The organism is Arthrobacter sp. PGP41 (assembly GCF_002953935.1).
Classification (GTDB): domain Bacteria; phylum Actinomycetota; class Actinomycetes; order Actinomycetales; family Micrococcaceae; genus Arthrobacter.
This window is the reverse complement of the sequence record NZ_CP026514.1, coordinates 1,644,252-1,663,113: the sequence shown is the minus strand read 5'-3', so window position 1 is coordinate 1,663,113 and position 18,862 is coordinate 1,644,252. Positions and strand designations below refer to the sequence as shown.

Here is an 18,862-nt window from a genome sequence, read left to right as displayed (position 1 = left end):
CTATTCTATGCGCCGGGTCCGGCTGGACTGCGTCAGGCCTTCCCGGACTCGAGTATTTCCAGGGCAAACGCGAGGTCCTGCGGGTAGTCGCTGGTGACCCGGACGGGTTCGCCCGACACCGGGTGGTCGAATCCCAGTTCCCGGGCGTGCAACCACTGACGTGTCAGGCCAAGGGTGGCAGCAAGCCGCGGATCGGCACCGTACGTCAGGTCGCCGGCGCAGGGGTGCCGGAGTGCGGAAAAGTGGACGCGGATCTGGTGGGTGCGGCCCGTTTCCAGGTGGACCTCCACCAGGCTGGCTTTGCCAAAGGCTTCCAGCACTTCGTAGTGCGTGACGGAGTGGCGCCCGTCCTCAATCACCGCGAAACGCCAGTCATGCCCCGGGTGCCGGCCGATGGGTGCATCGATGGTTCCCGCCAGCGGATCCGGAAGGCCCTGGACAACGGCGTGGTAGACCTTGTCCACCGTTCGTTCCTTGAAGGCCCGCTTCAGTGCCGTGTAGGCGCGCTCGGACTTTGCCACCACCATGACACCGGACGTTCCGACGTCGAGCCGGTGCACGATGCCCGCCCGCTCCGGCGATCCGGAGGTGGAGATGCGGTAGCCGGCCCCGGCCAGGCCGCCCACTACCGTGGGCCCGACCCACCCGGGCGACGGATGGGCGGCAACGCCTACCGGCTTGTCAACCACGACAAAATCCTCGTCATCCAGCAGGATCTTCAGGCCTTCCACAACTTCCTCCACGACTTCCAGGGGGTCACGCCGTTCCGGCCTGCTGACGTGAAGCACGTCACCCGCAACCAGCTTTGCCGACTTGCCCAGCCTTGTCCCCTTGCTCTGCACATGGCCCTCGGCAAGGAGGGACGCCGCGAGGGAACGCGAGATGCCCAGGAGTCCTGCAAGGCCGGCATCGGCGCGGGTTCCACCGTATTCGTCTGCAACGACAATCCGCTCAGGCATCGTTTCAGGCATCGTCGGCCTTGTCCTTGCGTTCCGTGGTCACCCGGCTGCCATCCAGGGCTATGCCGCGCAGTGTCAGGATGCAGATGATGGCGACGGCGGAAACCACCGCCGAGTCGGCGATGTTGAAGATGGCGAAGTTGGGAAGCTGGATGAAGTCCACCACGTGTCCCATGCCGAAGGACGGTTCACGGAAGAGCCGGTCGGTGAGGTTGCCCAGTGCACCGCCCAGGAGCAGGCCCAGCGCCAGGGACCACCAGAGCGATCCCAGTTTGCGGATCTGTAAGAGGATTGCCACAGCCACCCCGGCCATGATGATGGAGAACACCCACGTGACGTTCTCTCCGATGGAAAACGCAGCGCCGGAGTTCCGGATGAAGTACCAGTGCAGCAGCGGCGGGAGCACAGGGATCCGTTCGCCTTCCACCATGCTGGACGTGACCCACAGCTTGGTGAGCTGGTCCAGGACATAGGCGAAGAGGGCAAACCCTGCGAAGACGGAGAGCAGCACCGTGCGGCCTGGACGCGGGGCAGGTGGGACAGGGCGTGCGGAGTCCGCAGCAAGTTCGTCAGTCATGGTGCTTTCATTCGTAAGACCGGTGTCAATGCCAAAAGCCGGTGGCCGAGGAATCCTCAGCCACCGGCTTTCAGAATACGTGCTTGACGGACTAGTTGGCTTCGCTGACTTCCGGCGTAGCAACGGAACCGCGGGCGTCCAGGTCGCGAAGCTGGCCTTCGATGTAGGCCTTCAGGCGTGAACGGTAGTCGCGTTCGAAGCCGCGGAGCTGCTCAACCTTGCGCTCCAGGACGGAGCGCTGCTGCTCGAGGGCGCCAAGGATCTTGCGGGACTTCTCCTGTGCATCGTTGACCAGGCTGCTGGCTTCGATCTGCGCCTCGGCGATGATCTTGTCCTTCTGGGCCTGGCCCTCGGCGACGTGCCGATCGTGCATCTGCTGGGCCATGGCCAGGAGGCCGGCGGCGGACTCAGCCGAAGGGGTTGCGACGGCGGCAGCGTTGGAGGCTGCGGGGGCTGCGGCGGCAGGAGCGGACGGCTGAACGTCCTTCTTCTTCGCTGCTTCGGCAGCCTTGGCTTCGGCTTCCGCCTTTTCGCGTGCCTCATCCTTGTCGGCCTTGACGGGCGCGGGGACCTTCTCCACAACGGGGGAAGCGGCCGAGCTGGCCGGAACGCTGGATCCGGCTTCGGCGAGCTTCTTGCGAAGTTCGTCGTTCTCCTGGTTCAGGCGGCGGAGCTCAACAACGATCTCGTCCAGGAAGTCATCAACTTCGTCCTGGTCGTAGCCCTCGCGGAACTTGGTCGGCTGAAAGCGCTTGTTGACAACGTCTTCTGGCGTCAAAGCCATCTGGTCACCTCACTGGTCTAGTTAGTCAGTAGGCCTTCCGGCCGTCAAAACTACGGTACCTAAATATGGTCTGGTTACTCTAATTCAACACTGCGGTGTCAAACACGAGTTTTCTTCGCTTCACAGTAGCTGTTCCCGGGCGGGTCCACCTGCGCTGCTAGGTCTATTTCGGGTAAATCAGGCAAGTCCCCTGGTGATCCCCATCGCAATGCTGACGGCGATGAAGAGGATCAGGAAACCCAGGTCCAGGGAGATGCCGCCCAAACGCAGGGGCGGTATCAGCCGGCGCAGTACTTTCAGGGGCGGATCGGTGATTGAATACACGGCGTGGGCCGCCACCAGGGCTACTCCCCGCGGACGCCACTCCCGCGCAAACATCTGGACCCAGTCAAAGACGAGCCGGATGATCAGTGCAACAAAGAACAGAAGCAGCGCGAGATAGACAAGTCCGAAAACGATTCCCATGACTTAACTCATATCTCCATGTCCCTATGTGCACCGCGGCGTGCTGCCGGTGTGTCCCGTCTATTTCAGCACAGATGCCAGACAGGTGCCCCTGTCTGGCATCCACGCACCGCCTGGTGCTCAGCTTTGGTTGAAAAAGCTTGCCTGTGTTTCGCTGGCTTTCTTGTCATCGCCGATGACTTCAACGTATGACGGCGACAGCAGGAAGACCTTGTTGGTGACCCGCTCGATGCTCCCGCGGAGTCCAAAAACCAGGCCGGCGGAGAAGTCCACCAGGCGCTTGGCATCGGCCTCGCCCATGTCGGTAACGTTCATGATCACCGGAATGCCGTCCCGGAAGCTTTCGCCGATGAGCTTGGCATCGTTGTAGGAGCGGGGATGGATCGTGGTGATCTGGCGAAGTCCGCTGGTTTCTTCGCGGCTGGAGGCCGCTCGCTTAATGGGAGTCACTGGGGCGCGGTATTCCTCTTCGGGGGTGTAGGACGCTTCGCGGCTGACCTCGCGGACGGGTGCAGGTGCACGGCGCTCCTCGCGGTCAGCTTCCATCGTTTCGTCCTCATCCTTACGTGTTGACTGGTGCTCGGACTCGTAATGCTCATCGCCGTCGGCGAGCCCAAGATAGATCATTGTCTTGCGCAGAGCGCCGGCCATGGTCGACTCCTAATCGTGTCCCGTATGCGGGCCGCCCAATGACTTGACAGCACTGGAGTCCCCCGCCCATCACTTCCAATAGGACCGACGCTACCCCACTAGGGGACGCGATCCGAGAATATCGGAGCCGATTCGCAGGTGTGTCGCCCCGAAGGCTATGGCGGCTTCAAGGTCCTGGCTCATGCCGGCGGAGATGGCAGTGGCACCGGGATGTTGTTCCACCAGCCGGGCAGAGATCCCGGCGAGCTTCTCGAAGGCGGGCCCGGGCGGGGCACCCAGCGGGGCCACGGCCATCACGCCTGCCAGGCGGAGGCCCTCCCCTGCCGCTATCCGGTCGGCCAGCAGCGGCAGGTCGGACGGGGCGGCGCCGCCCCGGTGGGCACCGGCGTCGTCCTCCAGGCTGACCTGGATGAAGCAGTCCAGGGGTGCCCGGCCCGTGTTGTCCTGCTGGATTCGCACGGCCTTGGCCAGGGCATCCACGAGCTGGGGCCGGTCCACGGAATGGACCGCGGCGGCATAGCGGACCACTGATTTGGCTTTCTTGGTCTGCAGCTGTCCCACAAAATGCCAGATGAGCCCGCAGTCGGCCAGGACTTCGGCTTTCCCGGCAGCCTCCTGGTCGCGGTTTTCACCGACGTCAGTGACGCCCAGGGACGCGAGCCGCCGGATGTCCTCCGCCGGATGGAACTTGGTGACCACTATCAGTGTGGGCAGCCGGTCCCCACGTCCGGCCGCCGCGGCGGCCGCACCGATGCGGGCTCGAACACCTTCCAGCCGGCCGGCCAGCTCTGCGGTGCGTGGATCCCCGGTGAGCGGATCCCGGCGGCCCGCATCGCCGTCGTATGCCGAAGGCTCACCCATGGCACCAGACCAAGCCGGCGAAACGCCCTGTGTTCCTGTCGCGGCGGTATGAATAGAGGGAGTCGGTCTCGAAGGTGCACGGCCCCGCGTATTCCACGTCAACCCCGGCACGCTCCAGCTGGCTCCGGGCGCCGGCCGGAAGGTCCAGTGCCGGCGTGCCCCAGGATGTGGTGGATCGCGTCGCGGGCACCAGGGCGGCAACCTCATCCCGAAGTGCCGACGGAACCTCGTAGCAGCTGCCGCAGATGGACGGCCCAAGCCAGGCCTTGATGGCCGAAGCGCCCAAGGACTTCATGCTGTCCACGGCCGAGGGGATGACGCCATTGGCCACGCCTGGCCGCCCTGCATGCACGGCGGCCAGGACGGGACCGTGGGCCGACTCGCCGGCAAGCAGGACAGGAATGCAGTCGGCCACCATCACGGCGAGCGGCAGCCCGCGCGAAACCATGGCGTCGGCTTGTGGAGCCACGCTGGCGCGTTCCATCACGGCAACGGCCGTTCCGTGCACCTGGTCCATGAACCGCAGGCCATCAGGCCCGATGCCCGTGGCAGCCTCCAGCCGTTCACGGCGCCGCCGCACTGCCAGGGGGTCGTCACCCACGTGCAGTGCGAGGTTTCCGGCACCGGTGTCAGTGAATGCCGCCGACACCCCGGGCAGGATCTCGGCGCGCCAATGGAACAAGCCGCGGCCTACTTCAGGAAGTCGGGGACATCCAGGTCATCCGAGTGGCTGCCGGTCAGGTCAGGTTCCACCACGGAGGGAAGATCCACGTCGAAGCCGGAGTCAGCCGGAACGGAGGACGGGCGCTGCTGCCCCCAGTTACTGAGGCCTGCTGCACCTACCCCTGCGTGGACAGGCTGGACGTGCGACTGGTGGCTGCCGGCGGACGGGGCCTGGGACGGGGCGGGAGCAGCAGCCGGAGCGGCTGGCCGCTGGGGCGCCACCTGGGGCTGGGACTGGTCCATGGAGGGCGAGGTGGCCTTGACGTCGTCGAAGCCGGCAGCGATGACCGTCACCCGGGCCTCGTCACCCAGGGCGTCGTCGATCACGGCACCGAAAATGATGTTTGCCTCTGGGTGGGCAACTTCCTGCACCAGCCGCGCGGCCTCGTTGATCTCGAACAGGCCGAGGTCGGAACCGCCCTGGATGGACAGCAGGACGCCGTGGGCACCGTCGATCGAGGCCTCCAACAGCGGGGACGCGATGGCGAGTTCGGCAGCCTTGACAGCACGGTCTTCGCCGCGCGCGGAGCCGATGCCCATGAGCGCGGAGCCCGCGCCCTGCATAACGGACTTGACGTCCGCGAAGTCGAGGTTGATCAGGCCCGGGGTGGTGATGAGGTCCGTGATCCCCTGGACACCGGAGAGCAGCACCTGGTCGGCCGAGCGGAAGGCGTCCAGGACGGAAACGTTGCGGTCGCTGATGGACAGGAGCCGATCGTTGGGGATGACGATCAGGGTGTCCACTTCATCGCGCAGGGCGTCGATGCCGGCTTCGGCGGAACCTGCACGGCGGCGGCCTTCGAACGTGAAGGGGCGCGTGACCACGCCAATGGTCAGAGCGCCAAGGGAGCGGGCGATGCGGGCAACAACGGGAGCGCCGCCGGTACCGGTGCCGCCGCCTTCGCCTGCCGTCACGAAGACCATGTCGGCACCGCGGAGGACTTCCTCGATCTCGTCCGCGTGGTCCTCGGCCGCCTGCTTGCCCACCTCAGGGTTGGCGCCTGCTCCCAGCCCGCGGGTCAGCTCGCGTCCGACGTCGAGCTTCACGTCCGCGTCGCTCATGAGCAGGGCCTGGGCGTCGGTATTGATGGCGATGAATTCAACACCTCGGAGGCCGACCTCGATCATGCGGTTGACTGCGTTCACGCCACCGCCGCCGATGCCGACGACTTTGATGACGGCCAAGTAATTCTGCGGAGCTGCCACGTTACGTGTCCCTTGTTCGTGTCTTATTGCGAAAACTGATGGAGAGCTTGAAGCCTGAAACCTTAACCTTCGAGTTGAAGGTTATAGTTATGTCAAGTAACTCATGTCTGTGACGGTATTTCCTCTGGTTGCCACATTCAATAACCGGCTCCGCGTGTCGGATTAATACCGGAAAATAAAGCGTTAACGGGTCACCGGGTGCCGGGGAACGCTCACGTCGTAGACCCTGACCGGATTCTTGGGGTCGGCCGGAACCTTCAGGAGTGCGGCCAGTACTTTGGCCTTCAGCTCCTTTTCGCCCGCGTTGCCCCAGATGATGGTCTGGCCGTCCACGAGCTTGAGTTCCACCGCGTCCACCGATTGGGCGGAAGCGTTGGACAGCTTCGCGAGCACGTCTGCCGGCAAGGCGCCAAGGACTGCGGCCGTGGCGCGGAAGAGATCCTGGCCGATCGTGCCCGCGCCGCCGTCGATCACAGGCAGCGACACCGAGGCAGGATCTGCCGTGGCAGCCAGCTGTACGCCGTCGACGTCCACCAGCTGGTACTGCTCCCCCTGCTTGACCAGGGCCACCGGTACCCTTTCCCGCACGGCAACAGCGAGGCCGGACGGCGGCCTCGCCTGAGCGGAGACAGACTTGACCTGGACCAGCGGTTCCAGCAGCCGCGCTACCTCTTCGTCGGTTACCTGCGGTAGGGGCTTCCCCTGCAACGGCTCAAGCGCGGCCTGCACCTGGGCCGGCGTCAGCAGTCGCGTGCCGGACACCGAAATGGTGTGGACGGCCAGCACGGGGGAAAAAAAGGCCGCCGCCAGCAGCCCCGCCACAATCGCAACGAGGATGCCCGCAGTCGTCAGGATATTCCGCTTCCGCCGCTTCCCTTTCGGTTCGGGGAAAGCCACCACGTTCGCCCCTGCTGCATCGGACGATGCCTGGACCTCCGCCTTGTTCCCGTTGCGCTTGCCGCGGCCGAAACCGCGGGTGCCGGCTTTTCCGGGTTGCCGGGGCTTCTTCGGCTTCTGCAGTTCTTCGGGAGCAGGCTCGGGAACACTCCGGGACGCCGAAATGACGTCGCCTTCGCCGCCGCCGCCTCCGCCGGACCGGCCCGTGGATGTGTAGGTGGGCCGGCGGGTGCTAGCCACGCAGGGCCTCGACGATCTGCGGCCCATACGCGGTGACATCGCCGGCGCCCGCAGTCAACACGATGTCCCCGTCCGCCGCGGCGGCCGCAAGGAGTGCGACGGCGTCCCCGGCCGCCACCAGCCTGCCGCCTTCATCCAGGTGGTCGGCTATGAGTTGGCTGGTGACACCCGGGATGGGATCCTCACGGGCGGGATAAATGTCCAGGACCAAAGCGGTGTCGGCAAGGTTGAGGGCATCGGCGAACTCCTGCGCGAACTCCCGGGTGCGGGAAAACAGGTGCGGCTGGAAGAGGACGTGCACCTTGTGGTCCCCTGCAACGGAGCGGGCTGCGGCGAGGGCAGCGCGGACTTCCGTCGGATGGTGGGCGTAGTCGTCGAAAACCCGCACTCCCCTCGCCTCGCCCTTGAGCTCAAAGCGCCGGGACGCACCGGAAAAGTGCGCAAGGGCGGCGGCCGACACGCCGGGGTCAACTCCCAGTTCAAGGGCGACGGCGAAAGCGGCCGCCGCGTTCAGCGCGTTGTGCCGCCCTGGCACCTGCAGGTCAAGCGGGTAGCGGCCCGACGGTGTGGAGACGGCTGTGTCGCCGGGACCGCCGTCGTGCAGCACGAGGTCCGCGCCCTCTTTGGTTCCGTAAAGCACCACGCGGGTGGTGCCCCGCTGCCTGGTCCTTTCGGCGAGGGCCAGCGCGCCGGCGTCGTCCGCGCAGGCGACCAGCACCCCGTCGGCGGGCAGCAGCGCGGTGAACCGGTCAAAGGATTCGTACACGGCCTCAGCCGTGCCGTAGTGGTCCAGGTGGTCCGGCTCCACGTTGGTGACGACGGCAATCCGCGGCCGGTAGTTGAGGAAGGATCCATCGGACTCGTCTGCCTCCGCCACGAAGATCCCGGAGCTTCCGTGGGCGGCGTTGACGCCGAGCGCCGGAACGTTGGCGCCGATGGCGAACGAGGGGTCCAGGCCCGCGCCCTGCAGCAGGACGGTGACCATGGAGGTGGTGGTGGACTTGCCGTGGGTTCCCGCCACGGTGACCACCGTGTCATCGCCCATGGTGGAGGCCAGCGCCTGGGAGCGGTGGAGGACCGGCAGGCCCGCGTCCCGGGCGGCAAGGATCTCGGGGTTGTCCGGGCGGATGGCCGAGCCCGCCACAACCGTCTGGGCGTCTCCGAGGTTTGCGGCGGCATATCCCACGGCAATGCGCGCACCGGCTGCCGCGAGGTCGGCCATCACCGGCAGGTCCTTGGCGTCGGAGCCGCTGACCGGAACGCCGCGGGCCACCATGATCCTGGCCACGGCTGACATGCCGACGCCCCCGATGCCCACGAAGTGGACCCTGCCCAGCGATTCCAGAGTAGGGATTTTGGCGTGGTTCATGCTGCCACCGCTTCCAGGATGAGATCAGCCATCCGCTGATCGGCGTTCCGGATGCCAAGCCGGTAGGAACTGGCTGACATTGCGGCAAGCCGTGGCCGGTCCGTGACGAGCGGCACCAGTTCCTGGTCCACCCATTCGGCCGTGAAGTCCCGGTCGTTGACCAGGAGCGCGCCGCCGGCAGCCACCAGTCCGGCGGCGTTGAGGGCCTGCTCACCGTTGCCAATGGGCAGCGGCACCAGGACTGAAGGTACCCCGACGGCGGCTACCTCGCATACCGTGGCCGCACCGGAGCGGGCCAGCAGCACGTCCGCCGCAGCATAGGCAAGCTCCATGCCGTCGATGTATTCCACCTGCCGGTAGCCGTCTGCCGCAAGGGGCCTGCCGGCGGCGTCAAGGACGGTCTTGCCGCGCCCGGTGATGTGCAGGGTCTGGATGCCCGCGCCGGCAAGGCGGTCCACGGCGGCGGCGATGGTCCTGTTGATGCTCTGGGCCCCGGAAGATCCGCCGGTGACGATCAGCGCCGGCTGTACCGGGTCCAGGCCCAGGGACTCCCGGGCGGCGGTTCGCGCGGCGGCCCTGTCCAGCCCGGAAATCTCGGAACGCATCGGCATTCCCACGTGGGTTGCATGCCGCAGCGGGGTGTTGGAGAAGGCGACGGCGACCCGGTGGGTCATCATGGCACCCACCCGGTTTGCGAGGCCCGGACGGGCATTTGCCTCGTGGATGACAATGGGGATGCGGCGTTTCCGGGCAGCGAGGTACATGGGCGTGCACACGTAGCCGCCGACGCCCACCAGGACGTCCGCGGCCGCACTGTCCAGGATGGCCCCGGCCTGGCGCACGGCACCGGCGAGCCGGCCGGGAAGCCGCACCATGTCGGCTGAAGGTTTCCGTGGGAACGGAACCCTGTCGATGGTGGCCAGCTCCACGCCTGCAGCGGGGACGAGCCTGGTTTCCATCCCGGACGGCGTGCCGACGGCGAGGATGGCAGCTCCGGGGGACGCGCTCCGGAGGGCAGCGGCAATGGCCAGCAGCGGGCTGATGTGCCCGGCGGTGCCGCCGCCTGCCAGGACAATGGAAGGGGTTTTGGAGGTCATGGAGGGCTAGGCACGCTTTCTTGCAGTCTTCTTCCGGGCCGCGTCTTGCCGCGCCGGCTTGGCCTTGAACTTGAGCATCCGCTTGGGCCGGATGGACGGGGCCATCTGCTCCCTTGCCAGGGAAAGCACCACCCCGATGGCGCAGAGCGACATCAGCAGCGCCGAGCCCCCGTAGGAAATGAACGGCAGCGGCACGCCGATGACGGGCATGAGGCCGGTCACCACGGACATGTTGACCGTGGCCTGGCCCAGCAGCCACACCATGATGGTGCCGGCCAGCACCCGGTGGAACATGTCCGCCTGCGCCACCACCACACGGTAGATCGCTGCGCCCAGGATGGCGAAGAGGATGAGGACGACGACGGTCCCCACCAGGCCGAGTTCCTCGCCGATGATGGCAAAGATGAAGTCGTTATGGGCTTCGGGGATCCAGCTGTACTTTTGCCGGCTCTGCCCCAGCCCAACGCCGAACCAGCCTCCCGACGCCAGCCCGTAGAGCCCGTTGGTGGCCTGGTAGTTGGCGTCGATGCCGTCGGCGCAGGACTCCCCGGTCCACCACGAAGTAATCCGGCACATGCGGTTTGAACTGGTCACAGCCATGACGGCCGTTCCGGCAGCGGCCACCAGGCCTGCGATACCGAAGAGATACAGGGGTGCCCCGGCAAAGAAGAGGGCGGCCGCCGTAATCATCATGATGATCATGGCCGTCCCAAGGTCATTGCCCACCAGGACCAGCACAACGATGATGATGGCCATCGGGACGGCAGGGACGGCGACGTGCTGCCAGAGGCGGAGGAGCTTTCCCTTCCTGGCCAAAACGGTAGCCATCCAGAGCGCGAGGGCCAGCTTGGACGCTTCGGACGGCTGGAAGGTAATGCCGCCGAGGTCGATCCAGTTCTTGTTGCCGTTGACCTCCGCACCCACAAGCTGCACCAGTCCCAGGAGGACCAGGGCCGCGATGATTGCGGGCCACGCCAGCCGCCGAAGCCACACAACGTTGACCCGGGAGAGCACGAACATGGTGAAGATGCCGATCCCGGCGAACATGCCCTGCTTCAGGGCGTCCCCGTACGGCGATTTTCCGGCGGCGATCGACTCGACGCTGGACGCGGAGAGCACCATCATGATGCCGATCGCCGTCAGGGCGAGGGTGGATCCCAGGATGAGGTAGTAGGTGGAGCCGTTGCGGGAAGTTCCGGTTCCTTCCAGAGCCGACCAGAACTTCCGGTAGCCGGCCCGCAGCCGGGTAACGGCAGTGGCGGGCCTGCTGGCGGGAGTTGCCGAGGAGCCGGGCCGCGGCTTGCCGGCCTGCTGCCGGGCAGGCGGGCGTGTTGGCGTGCTGACCATTGTTACTCCTCGCCGGTCTGGGCCTGCCCTTCCACCAGCTCGCGGACAGCTTCGATGAAAGTGTCACCACGGTGAGCGTAGGAAGAGAACTGATCCATGGAAGCAGCTGCCGGAGCCATCAGCACAGTATCGCCGGAGCCGGCCAGCTGGGCTGCTGACGCAACCGCCCTGGCCATCACCGGTTTCCCGGCCAGGGGGGAACCGGCCTGGATGCCGTCTGTTGCAGCAGTCTGCACCTGTTCAGTGTCACCCGATGCCGGCTGGATCACCGGGACATCGGGCGCGTGTCGCGAGAGGGCGCCGGCCAGCTCGGAAGTGTCTGTTCCGATCAGGACCACCGCCTTGAGCCGGTGCGCGTGCTCCCGCACAAGGTCGTCGTAGGTGACACCCTTGGAGAGACCTCCCGCGATCCAGATGACGTTGCTGAATGAGGCGAGCGAAGCGGCTGCCGCATGCGGGTTCGTGGCCTTGGAGTCGTTGATCCACAGGACTCCGTTGTGGCGGGCCACGGGCTGGATGCGGTGGTTGCCGGGCACATAGTCCTGGATTCCCTGCCGGACGGCCTTGGCCTCCACGCCGTAGGCGCGTACCAAGCCCGCGGCCGCCAGGGCGTTGGCCACCATGTGCCGGGGCGCAATGGCTCCAAGGTCCGCGATCGAGGCCAGTTCCGCGGCGCTGTCCTTTCGTTCTTCGATGAACGCCCGGTCCACCAGCAGGCCTTCCACCACGCCCAGCATGCTGATGGCGGGGGTAAGGGTAGTGAAGCCGACAGCCCGGCACCCTTCCACCACGTCGGCGTTTTCCACCATGCGTTCCGTTTCGATCTGCTCAGCGTTGTAGAGGCAGGCCTTTTGGGTGCGTTCGTAGACCTTGGCCTTGTCCGCAAGGTAGGAATCGTAGGAGCCGTGCCAGTCGACGTGGTCCTCGGCAACGTTGAGGCACACGCTGGCCACCGGCGAGAGGGATTCGGACCAGTGCAGCTGGAAACTGGAGAGTTCGACCGCGAAAACGTCGTATTCAACGGGGTCCCGGATGGCATCCAGGATTGGCGTGCCCACGTTGCCCACGGCGATGGCTTTCAGCCCGGCGGCGCGCAGCATGGATTCGGTGAGGCCTACCGTGGTTGTCTTTCCGTTGGTTCCGGTGATGGCCAGCCAGTCCGCTGTCTTGCGGCCTTCCCGCTCGCGCACCCGCCAGGCGAGTTCAACGTCGCCCCATACCGGGATGTGGGCCCGTGCAGCAGCGGCCAGCAAGGCCTGGTCCGGACGCCAGCCAGGTGACGTCACGATCAGCTCCGGAAGTTTGCCGTCGATCTTTGGCAGGCGCAGCACCGCATCAGCGCCGAGCAGGACGTCGGCGGCGCCGACGATCTTCAAGGTTTCGGCGTGGGCTTTAGCCGTGTCGCTGGTGGCGGCGTCAACCACCACCACTCGGGCACCGAGTTCGATCAGGGTGTCAGCGGCGGCGAACCCTGACACCCCGATGCCGGTGACTGCGACCCGCAGCCCGGCCCAGTCGGAATCCCAGCTCACGAGCTCCTGGAGGCGTGGGGAAACGGTCACAGCAGCACAACCCATTCAGCGTAGAAAATTCCCAGGCCCACGGCGACGAAGAGTCCACCAAGGATCCAGAACCGGACCACCACGGTCACCTCAGCCCACCCCTGTAGTTCGAAGTGGTGCTGCAGCGGTGCCATCTTGAAGACGCGTTTACCGCCGGTGGCTTTGAAGTAACCCACCTGGATGATCACCGAAAGGGTGATCAGGACGAACAGTCCGCCGATGATGCCCAGCAACAGCTCGGTCCTGGAAAGGATGGCAAAACCTGCGATCGCACCGCCGATGGCGAGGGAGCCGGTGTCTCCCATGAAGATCTTGGCCGGAGAGGTGTTCCACCACAGGAATCCCACCAGCGCGGCGCTCATGATGGCGGCCAGCAGGGCCAGGTCCAGGGGGTCCCGGACCTGGTAGCACCCGCTGCCGGCTTCCCGGGGCGAGCCGCAGGCCTGGTTGTTCTGCCAAATGCCCATCAGCGTATAGGCGCCGAAAACCATGACCGAGGCCCCGGCAGCCAGCCCGTCAAGGCCGTCCGTGAGGTTTACCCCGTTGGTCGCCGCAGTGACGATCAGGTTGGACCAGATGACGAAGAGGATGGCACCCAGCACGGTTCCGCCGAAGGCGAGGTCCAGCCAGGGCAGGTCCCGGACCAGGGAAATCTTGGTGGAGGCCGGCGCGAGGCCGTCCTCATCGGGAAAGTTGAGGGCCAGCACAGCGAAAATGACGCCCACTGCTGCCTGCAGGATCAGCTTCGCCTTGGCGTTGAGCCCCAGGCTGCGCTGGCGCGAAATCTTGATGAAGTCATCCAGGAATCCGACAAGCCCCATACCCACCATAAGGAACAGCAGGATCAGGGCGGAGGCGGACGGGCCAGGGGAATCCGGGTTCATCATGAGCATGATGAGGTGCGTCAGGCCGTAACTCAAAAGGACCGCTGCCACCACCACGGTCCCGCCCATGGTGGGTGTTCCGCGTTTGGTGTGGTGGGAGGTTGGGCCGTCGTCGCGGATGAACTGGCCGTAGCCGCGGCGGACCAGGAGCCGGATGAACAACGGCGTGCCCACCAGGGCGCAGAGCAGGGCCAGTCCGGCGCCGATCAAAAGTGCAATCACAGCAGTGTGCTCCTTTCATCGGCGGGCTGCGGGGTTTGTGGGGGTAATGCTATCCGATCGCCCAAATGGCGCAGTCCCACGCTGTTGGAGGACTTGAACAGCACCAGGTCGCCGGGTTCGAGTTCCGCGGACAGCAGCTCGTAGGCGTCGTCAGCGGTCTCGGCGAAGACGCATTCGTCTCCCCAGGAGCCCTCCTGGACGGCGGATACGTACAGGGCCCGGGCTTCCCGGCCCACCACCACCAGCCGGGAGATATTGAGGCGCACCACCTGGGTGCCCACGGCCGTGTGCTCGCGGATGGAGTCCTCGCCGAGTTCGAGCATGGCGCCCAGGACTGCCCAGGTGCGCCTTCCCTGGCCGAGGTCCGCGAGTGTGCGCAAGGCCGCGCGCATCGACTCCGGGTTGGCGTTGTAGGCGTCGTTGATGATGGTGACGCCGTCCTCCCGCTCGGTGCGCTCCATTCGCCACCGGCTGGCTGCCGTTTGGCCGCTGAGGGCCGCGGCGATTTCCTTGCCGGGAATTCCTGCCGCCCACGCGGCTGCGGCCGCTGCCAGCAGATTGCTGACATGGTGGGCACCAATCAGGCGGCTGCTGACGTGGTGGGTCGTTTCCGCGCCGGGAAGGAGGAGATCGAATTCCGGGTGGCCCTCCGCGTTGGTGTCCGCAGTGAGCGCCTGCACGGCGGCGCCGGGCCGGCCTTCGGCGGAGAAGCCGACGACGGACGCGGAGGTTCGTGCGCGCATGTCCGCCACCCTGTCGTCGTCGAGGTTGATGATGGCTGTGCCGGAGGCTGCCAGTCCTTCCACGAGTTCGCCCTTGGCGCGGGCGATGTTCTCCACTCCCCCGAATTCGCCGGCGTGGGCGGTCCCCACGCCGAGCACCACGCCGATGTCGGGCCTGACCATCTCGGCCAGGTACTTGATGTGGCCGATGCCGGTGGCGCCCATCTCGATCACGAGGTAGCGGGTATCTGTTCCGGCGGTGAAAACGGTCAGCGGTACACCGATTTCACCGTTGTAGGACCCCCGCGGCGCCACGGTCGCGCCATGCCGGGAAAGTATGCCGGCGAGCAGGTCCTTGGTGGTGGTTTTCCCGGCAGACCCGGTGATGCCGATGACCGTCAGTTCCTCGTTGGCTTCCGCGCGGGCGGCCCGGATCCTCCGGACGGCTTCCGCGGCCAGCGCACCCATCGCGAGCACGGCGTCGGGAACCACCACGGACGGGTACGGGGAACCGTCCGGGGCTGCCACTGTGCGCTCCACAAGCGCCAGGGTGGCGCCGGCGGCGAAGGCGGCTTCAACGAAGCTGTGCCCGTCGGCATACTCGCCGGGTTTTGCGACGTAGAGCGACCCCGCCGTGGCTTCGCGGGAATCGGTGACGACCGACAGAGGCGTGATCCCGGGATCGGCGTCCAGGCGCCCTTTAGTGATGTCGGCGATTTCCGCCGCGGTAAATGCAATCATCTCGGTCTAGGACTCTATCCGGTCGTCTTGGAGAACGTTGAATCCCCTGGCTGTCAAGGCGCTGCGCAGCTCCACCCTGTCATCGAGTGCAAGGTTGACGCCCTTCACTTCCTGCCATACTTCATGGCCGCGGCCGGCAACCAGGATGCTGTCCTGCGGCCGGGCGAGTTCCACGGCACGTTGGATGGCCTTGTCGCGCGGGAAAACCTCCAGAACTTCACAAGGGAGGGATTCACTCGCCTGGGCTTCCAGCGCCCCCGCGAGGACGTCGGCGCGGATGGCTGCGGCGTCCTCGTCGTGGGGGTCGTCGTCGGTGACGATCACGGTGTCGGCAAGCCGGGCGGCAATCGCGCCCATGGCCGGCCGTTTGCCCTGGTCGCGCTGGCCTGTGGCGCCGAACACCACGATCAGCCGGGAGTCCGGTTCCGGCGACCGGACGGCTTCCAGCGCCCTGGCCAGCGCATCCGTGTTGTGCGCGAAGTCCACCACGGCGGCCGGCTGCTCGGAGACCAGCTGCATGCGTCCCGGCACGGCCACCGTGAAGGGGTCGTCCGCATCCAGGGCCGCCTGCAGCGTATCGGCGTCAACCCCGCCGGTGAGGACCATGACCGCGGCCAGGGCTGCGTTGGCCACGTTGAAGCTGCCGGGAAGCCCGGTGTGGACCTTCAGGACGCGCTGGCCTGGCCCGCTGAGGGTGAACTCGGTGCCAAGCCCGCGGGGCTTTGCTTCCGTGACGGTCCAGTCGGCGCTGTTCCCGGGCACGGTGGCCAGCGTGGTGACGGGCACCCGGGCGGTGGCCGCGAGGCGGCGTCCCCATTCGTCGTCGACCGTCACCACGGCCTTCCGCGCACGGGCGGGGGTGAACAGCTCGGCCTTCGTGGCGAAGTATTCTTCCATGGTGTGGTGCAGGTCAAGGTGGTCCTGCGTGAGGTTGGTGAACCCTGCGACGTCGAACTGCACTCCGTCCACGCGCTGGTAGGAGATGGCGTGCGAGGAAACTTCCATCGCGGCCGCGGCCAGTCCGTTCTCCCCCATCAGTGCCAGCAGCCCGTGGACTTCGGGGGACTCCGGCGTGGTCAGGAGGCTCGGAATCGGTTCGCCGCCGGCCAGGATTTCGATGGTCCCGATCAGGCCCGGCTTTTTGCCCAGGGACCGCAGCAGCGAGGTGATGAAGTAGGTGGTGGTGGTCTTGCCGTTCGTTCCCGTCACGCCGAAAAGCTGCAGCGCTGCCCCTTCCTGGCTGCGACGGTAGATCATGGCGGACAGCGGGCCCACCACGTTCCGCGGGGCATCGACCACCAGCACCGGAACCGATGTGTCGGAGGACAGGGCCAGGAGGCGGGCACCGGCGTCGTCCGTCACAATGGCCGCCGCCCCCGCCGCAATGGCTTGGGCAGCGAAGTCGGCGCCGTGCCGGGTAGCGCCCGGAAGTGCGATGTACAGGTCATCCGGTTCCACCGTCCGGGAGTTCAGGGAGATGCCGGTCACCGTGACGTCGGCGGAGGCTCCCGGAACGACGACGCCGAGCGCCTCACCGATGCTGTCCAGCCGGACGGCTTCAACGGCGGACGGCCGGAAACGGGGCTGGCCGTGTCCCGGCGATGCAGGTCCCTGCGGGGCTTGTTCGTCCTGCGCATGTCCCTGCGGGGCTGCATGGTCGTGGGACGGGTTGAACTCTGACAAGGGATCTCCGATGGTGCTAGTGGACCGTGCCCGGCATGGATGAACCGTAGCAGCGCTGCCGGGGTGTTACTTGGCGAACTGGGGCAGTCTGGCCGGTTCGCCCGTGGATGGCTGGACGTTGTAGGTCCGCAATGCCTGGCTCATGACCGACCGGAAGACCGGCCCGTTGGTAATCCCGTAGATGCTGCCCTTGGGCCGCTGGAGTACCACCTCCACAATAAACCGCGGATCATCCATGGGTGCCATGCCCACCATTGAGGCCGTGTAGCCGCAGAACCCGGACTTGCCGTCGTCGCAGGGAGATTCGGAGGTGCCTGTCTTGGCTCCCACCCGGTATCCGTCGATGGCCGCGTCCTTGATCTGGCCCTCGGTGACTGCGCTTTCGAGGATGTCCTGGACCTGCCGCGCCGTGTCCTCGGAGACGATCCGCCGGGGTTCCGCGGCCGGAACCTTTTCCTCTGTTCCGTCAGCGGAGACATAGGAGTCGATCAGGCGGGGCTGGAGCATCACGCCATCGTTCGCGATGGACTGGAACGCGCGGACTGTCTGCAGCGTGGACTGGGAAACACCCTGCCCGAACAGGACCGTATATTCCTGCCGGCCGTCCCACTGTTCCCAGGGTGTCAGGATGCCGGAGGCGGTGGCCGGCAGGCCGATATCCGGGGCTTCGCCAACTCCGAACCTCTTCAGCCAGTCGTAGCGCTGTTCCTTGCTCAGGCGCTGTCCGGCCATGACGGTGCCGGTGTTCATCGAATAGCCCAGGATGCCGGCCAGGGTCCGTTCCTCGGTTCCATGGGCAAAGGAGTCGCTGAAGGTCTGCCCGTCCACGGTGTAAGTGGGTCCGAGGGTGAACGTGTCGAGCGGCTTGGCTTTGCCTTCTTCGATGAGTGCCGCCGCCGTCATCATCTTCTCCACCGAACCGGGCTCGTAGGCGGCCGTGACGGCACGTACGCCGCGGTCCCTGGCCGCCACCCGGCCAGGGTCATTCGGGTCCGGCGAATTGGTGTCTGCCATGGCAACGAGGTTGCCTGTCTTGACGTCCATCACGATGATGACGCCCCACTCCGCGCCCAGTTTGTCCGACTGGCTCTGGATCGCCTGCTGGGCGAAGTACTGGAGGTCCGAGTTGAGGGTGAGCTTGACGTCTTTTCCGTCCTGCGGGGGCGTCAGTTCGTCAACCCCCACGGGGATGCGCAGGCCGTCCGCACCGATCTCGAAGAGCCGTTTGCCGTCCGAGCCCTTCAGGATTTCGTCCTGGGTCTGTTCGATGCCGGCCTGGCCGCTGGCACCGTCCTGCAGGAAGCCGATGATCCCGCCGGCAACCGAGCCGTTGGGATAGACGCGCTTGCTGACGCCTTCGGTCACGATGCCGGGGATCTGGAGCTGCGAGATGCGGTCCTCGACGTCAGGCTTTACGTCCTTGGCCACGATGTAATACGGCTGCTGCCCGGTGACGGCCTCGCGGATGGCGTCCTTCTCCATGCCAAGGGCGGCCGCCAGTTCCGTCAGCCCCTGTTCCCGGCTGACGTCAACCAGCTTCTCCTTGGCGTCGTCCAGGCGCTTGAAAGTCTCGGTTTTAGTGTTGACCCTCTGGTCCACCACCACGTTGTAGCGGATCACGCTGTTGGCCAGCACCGTGCCCCGGGAGTCCAGGATGCTGCCCCGTTCTGCCGGGAGCACGGTCTGCTTCATCCGGCTGTTGAGGGCGGCCTCCGCCATGCCCCCTACATCGAGTCCCTGGACGAGGAAGAGTTTGCCGCCCACCACCAACAGGAGTGTCAGCATGATGCCCAGCCCCAGGCGCAGGCGCTTGGTGGCGTTGGGCACCTTGCCATTGACTGCCTTGCCGGACCTCTGCGCCACCGTGAAATT

The 18,862-nt window shown here is 66.2% G+C and carries 17 protein-coding genes; all 17 read right to left on the bottom strand.

Features of this window, described 5'->3' with window-relative positions:
* Positions 1 to 32: 32 nt before the first annotated feature.
* The 17 genes from C3B78_RS07525 to C3B78_RS07445 all read right to left on the bottom strand — a co-directional run bounded on the left by C3B78_RS07525 (position 33) and on the right by C3B78_RS07445 (position 18,853).
* Entirely contained in the window at positions 33 to 959 is a 927-nt protein-coding gene (locus C3B78_RS07525) for an RluA family pseudouridine synthase (RefSeq protein ID WP_104999689.1), read from the bottom strand.
* A 4-nt stretch (positions 960 to 963) separates the two neighbouring features.
* Complete coding sequence (gene lspA / locus C3B78_RS07520) at positions 964 to 1,536, bottom strand: signal peptidase II (RefSeq protein ID WP_104997516.1); 573 nt, start codon at positions 1,534 to 1,536, stop codon at positions 964 to 966.
* Between the two features lie 91 nt (positions 1,537 to 1,627).
* Positions 1,628 to 2,320: a DivIVA domain-containing protein gene (locus C3B78_RS07515; protein WP_104997515.1), complete on the bottom strand. Its 693-nt coding sequence runs from the start codon at positions 2,318 to 2,320 to the stop codon at positions 1,628 to 1,630.
* A 177-nt stretch (positions 2,321 to 2,497) separates the two neighbouring features.
* Positions 2,498 to 2,785, bottom strand: coding sequence for a YggT family protein (locus tag C3B78_RS07510; protein ID WP_104997514.1), 288 nt, complete (start codon positions 2,783 to 2,785; stop codon positions 2,498 to 2,500).
* A 120-nt stretch (positions 2,786 to 2,905) separates the two neighbouring features.
* On the bottom strand, positions 2,906 to 3,436 hold the full coding sequence (locus tag C3B78_RS07505; protein WP_104997513.1) for a cell division protein SepF: 531 nt from the start codon (positions 3,434 to 3,436) through the stop codon (positions 2,906 to 2,908).
* A 90-nt stretch (positions 3,437 to 3,526) separates the two neighbouring features.
* On the bottom strand, positions 3,527 to 4,297 hold the full coding sequence (locus tag C3B78_RS07500; protein WP_104997512.1) for a YggS family pyridoxal phosphate-dependent enzyme: 771 nt from the start codon (positions 4,295 to 4,297) through the stop codon (positions 3,527 to 3,529).
* Positions 4,290 to 4,979 (bottom strand): polyphenol oxidase family protein, encoded by a 690-nt coding sequence (locus C3B78_RS07495; protein ID WP_104997511.1) that lies wholly within the window; start codon positions 4,977 to 4,979, stop codon positions 4,290 to 4,292. The genes C3B78_RS07500 and C3B78_RS07495 overlap by 8 nt, the downstream gene beginning before the upstream one ends.
* An 8-nt stretch (positions 4,980 to 4,987) precedes the next feature.
* Positions 4,988 to 6,226, bottom strand: a complete 1,239-nt coding sequence (ftsZ, locus tag C3B78_RS07490) for a cell division protein FtsZ (protein ID WP_104997510.1) — start codon at positions 6,224 to 6,226, stop codon at positions 4,988 to 4,990.
* A 183-nt stretch (positions 6,227 to 6,409) separates the two neighbouring features.
* Positions 6,410 to 7,363, bottom strand: coding sequence for a cell division protein FtsQ/DivIB (locus C3B78_RS07485; protein ID WP_104997509.1), 954 nt, complete (start codon positions 7,361 to 7,363; stop codon positions 6,410 to 6,412).
* The gene (murC, locus tag C3B78_RS07480; RefSeq protein ID WP_104997508.1) at positions 7,356 to 8,732 is read right to left on the bottom strand and encodes a UDP-N-acetylmuramate--L-alanine ligase; all 1,377 of its coding nucleotides are present in this window, start codon (positions 8,730 to 8,732) and stop codon (positions 7,356 to 7,358) included. The genes C3B78_RS07485 and murC overlap by 8 nt, the downstream gene beginning before the upstream one ends.
* Positions 8,729 to 9,829: an undecaprenyldiphospho-muramoylpentapeptide beta-N-acetylglucosaminyltransferase gene (gene murG, locus C3B78_RS07475; RefSeq protein WP_104997507.1), complete on the bottom strand. Its 1,101-nt coding sequence runs from the start codon at positions 9,827 to 9,829 to the stop codon at positions 8,729 to 8,731. Before murG ends, murC begins: the two co-directional genes overlap by 4 nt.
* A 6-nt stretch (positions 9,830 to 9,835) precedes the next feature.
* The gene (gene ftsW, locus C3B78_RS07470; RefSeq protein ID WP_104997506.1) at positions 9,836 to 11,176 is read right to left on the bottom strand and encodes a putative lipid II flippase FtsW; all 1,341 of its coding nucleotides are present in this window, start codon (positions 11,174 to 11,176) and stop codon (positions 9,836 to 9,838) included.
* A gap of 2 nt (positions 11,177 to 11,178) precedes the next feature.
* Positions 11,179 to 12,753 carry a UDP-N-acetylmuramoyl-L-alanine--D-glutamate ligase gene (murD, locus tag C3B78_RS07465; protein WP_199775354.1) on the bottom strand — a complete coding sequence of 525 codons (1,575 nt, stop codon included), beginning with the start codon at positions 12,751 to 12,753 and terminating at the stop codon, positions 11,179 to 11,181.
* Positions 12,735 to 13,844, bottom strand: coding sequence for a phospho-N-acetylmuramoyl-pentapeptide-transferase (gene mraY / locus C3B78_RS07460; protein ID WP_104997504.1), 1,110 nt, complete (start codon positions 13,842 to 13,844; stop codon positions 12,735 to 12,737). Before mraY ends, murD begins: the two co-directional genes overlap by 19 nt.
* The gene (locus tag C3B78_RS07455) at positions 13,841 to 15,307 is read right to left on the bottom strand and encodes a UDP-N-acetylmuramoyl-tripeptide--D-alanyl-D-alanine ligase (RefSeq protein ID WP_104997503.1); all 1,467 of its coding nucleotides are present in this window, start codon (positions 15,305 to 15,307) and stop codon (positions 13,841 to 13,843) included. Before C3B78_RS07455 ends, mraY begins: the two co-directional genes overlap by 4 nt.
* Before the next feature lie 6 nt (positions 15,308 to 15,313).
* Positions 15,314 to 16,990, bottom strand: a complete 1,677-nt coding sequence (locus C3B78_RS07450) for a UDP-N-acetylmuramoyl-L-alanyl-D-glutamate--2,6-diaminopimelate ligase (protein WP_104997502.1) — start codon at positions 16,988 to 16,990, stop codon at positions 15,314 to 15,316.
* Between the two features lie 66 nt (positions 16,991 to 17,056).
* Entirely contained in the window at positions 17,057 to 18,853 is a 1,797-nt protein-coding gene (locus tag C3B78_RS07445; protein ID WP_104997501.1) for a peptidoglycan D,D-transpeptidase FtsI family protein, read from the bottom strand.
* Between the last annotated feature and the right edge of the window lie 9 nt (positions 18,854 to 18,862).

Coding starts and splice junctions, on each gene's coding strand:
- C3B78_RS07525 (WP_104999689.1), bottom strand. CDS start 959: ATGCCTGAGCGGATTGTCGTTGCAGACGAATACGGTGGAACCCGCGCC.
- lspA (WP_104997516.1), bottom strand. CDS start 1,536: ATGACTGACGAACTTGCTGCGGACTCCGCACGCCCTGTCCCACCTGCC.
- C3B78_RS07515 (WP_104997515.1), bottom strand. CDS start 2,320: ATGGCTTTGACGCCAGAAGACGTTGTCAACAAGCGCTTTCAGCCGACC.
- C3B78_RS07510 (WP_104997514.1), bottom strand. CDS start 2,785: ATGGGAATCGTTTTCGGACTTGTCTATCTCGCGCTGCTTCTGTTCTTT.
- C3B78_RS07505 (WP_104997513.1), bottom strand. CDS start 3,436: ATGGCCGGCGCTCTGCGCAAGACAATGATCTATCTTGGGCTCGCCGAC.
- C3B78_RS07500 (WP_104997512.1), bottom strand. CDS start 4,297: ATGGGTGAGCCTTCGGCATACGACGGCGATGCGGGCCGCCGGGATCCG.
- murC (WP_104997508.1), bottom strand. CDS start 8,732: ATGAACCACGCCAAAATCCCTACTCTGGAATCGCTGGGCAGGGTCCAC.
- murG (WP_104997507.1), bottom strand. CDS start 9,829: ATGACCTCCAAAACCCCTTCCATTGTCCTGGCAGGCGGCGGCACCGCC.
- ftsW (WP_104997506.1), bottom strand. CDS start 11,176: ATGGTCAGCACGCCAACACGCCCGCCTGCCCGGCAGCAGGCCGGCAAG.
- murD (WP_199775354.1), bottom strand. CDS start 12,753: ATGGGTTGTGCTGCTGTGACCGTTTCCCCACGCCTCCAGGAGCTCGTG.
- C3B78_RS07455 (WP_104997503.1), bottom strand. CDS start 15,307: ATGATTGCATTTACCGCGGCGGAAATCGCCGACATCACTAAAGGGCGC.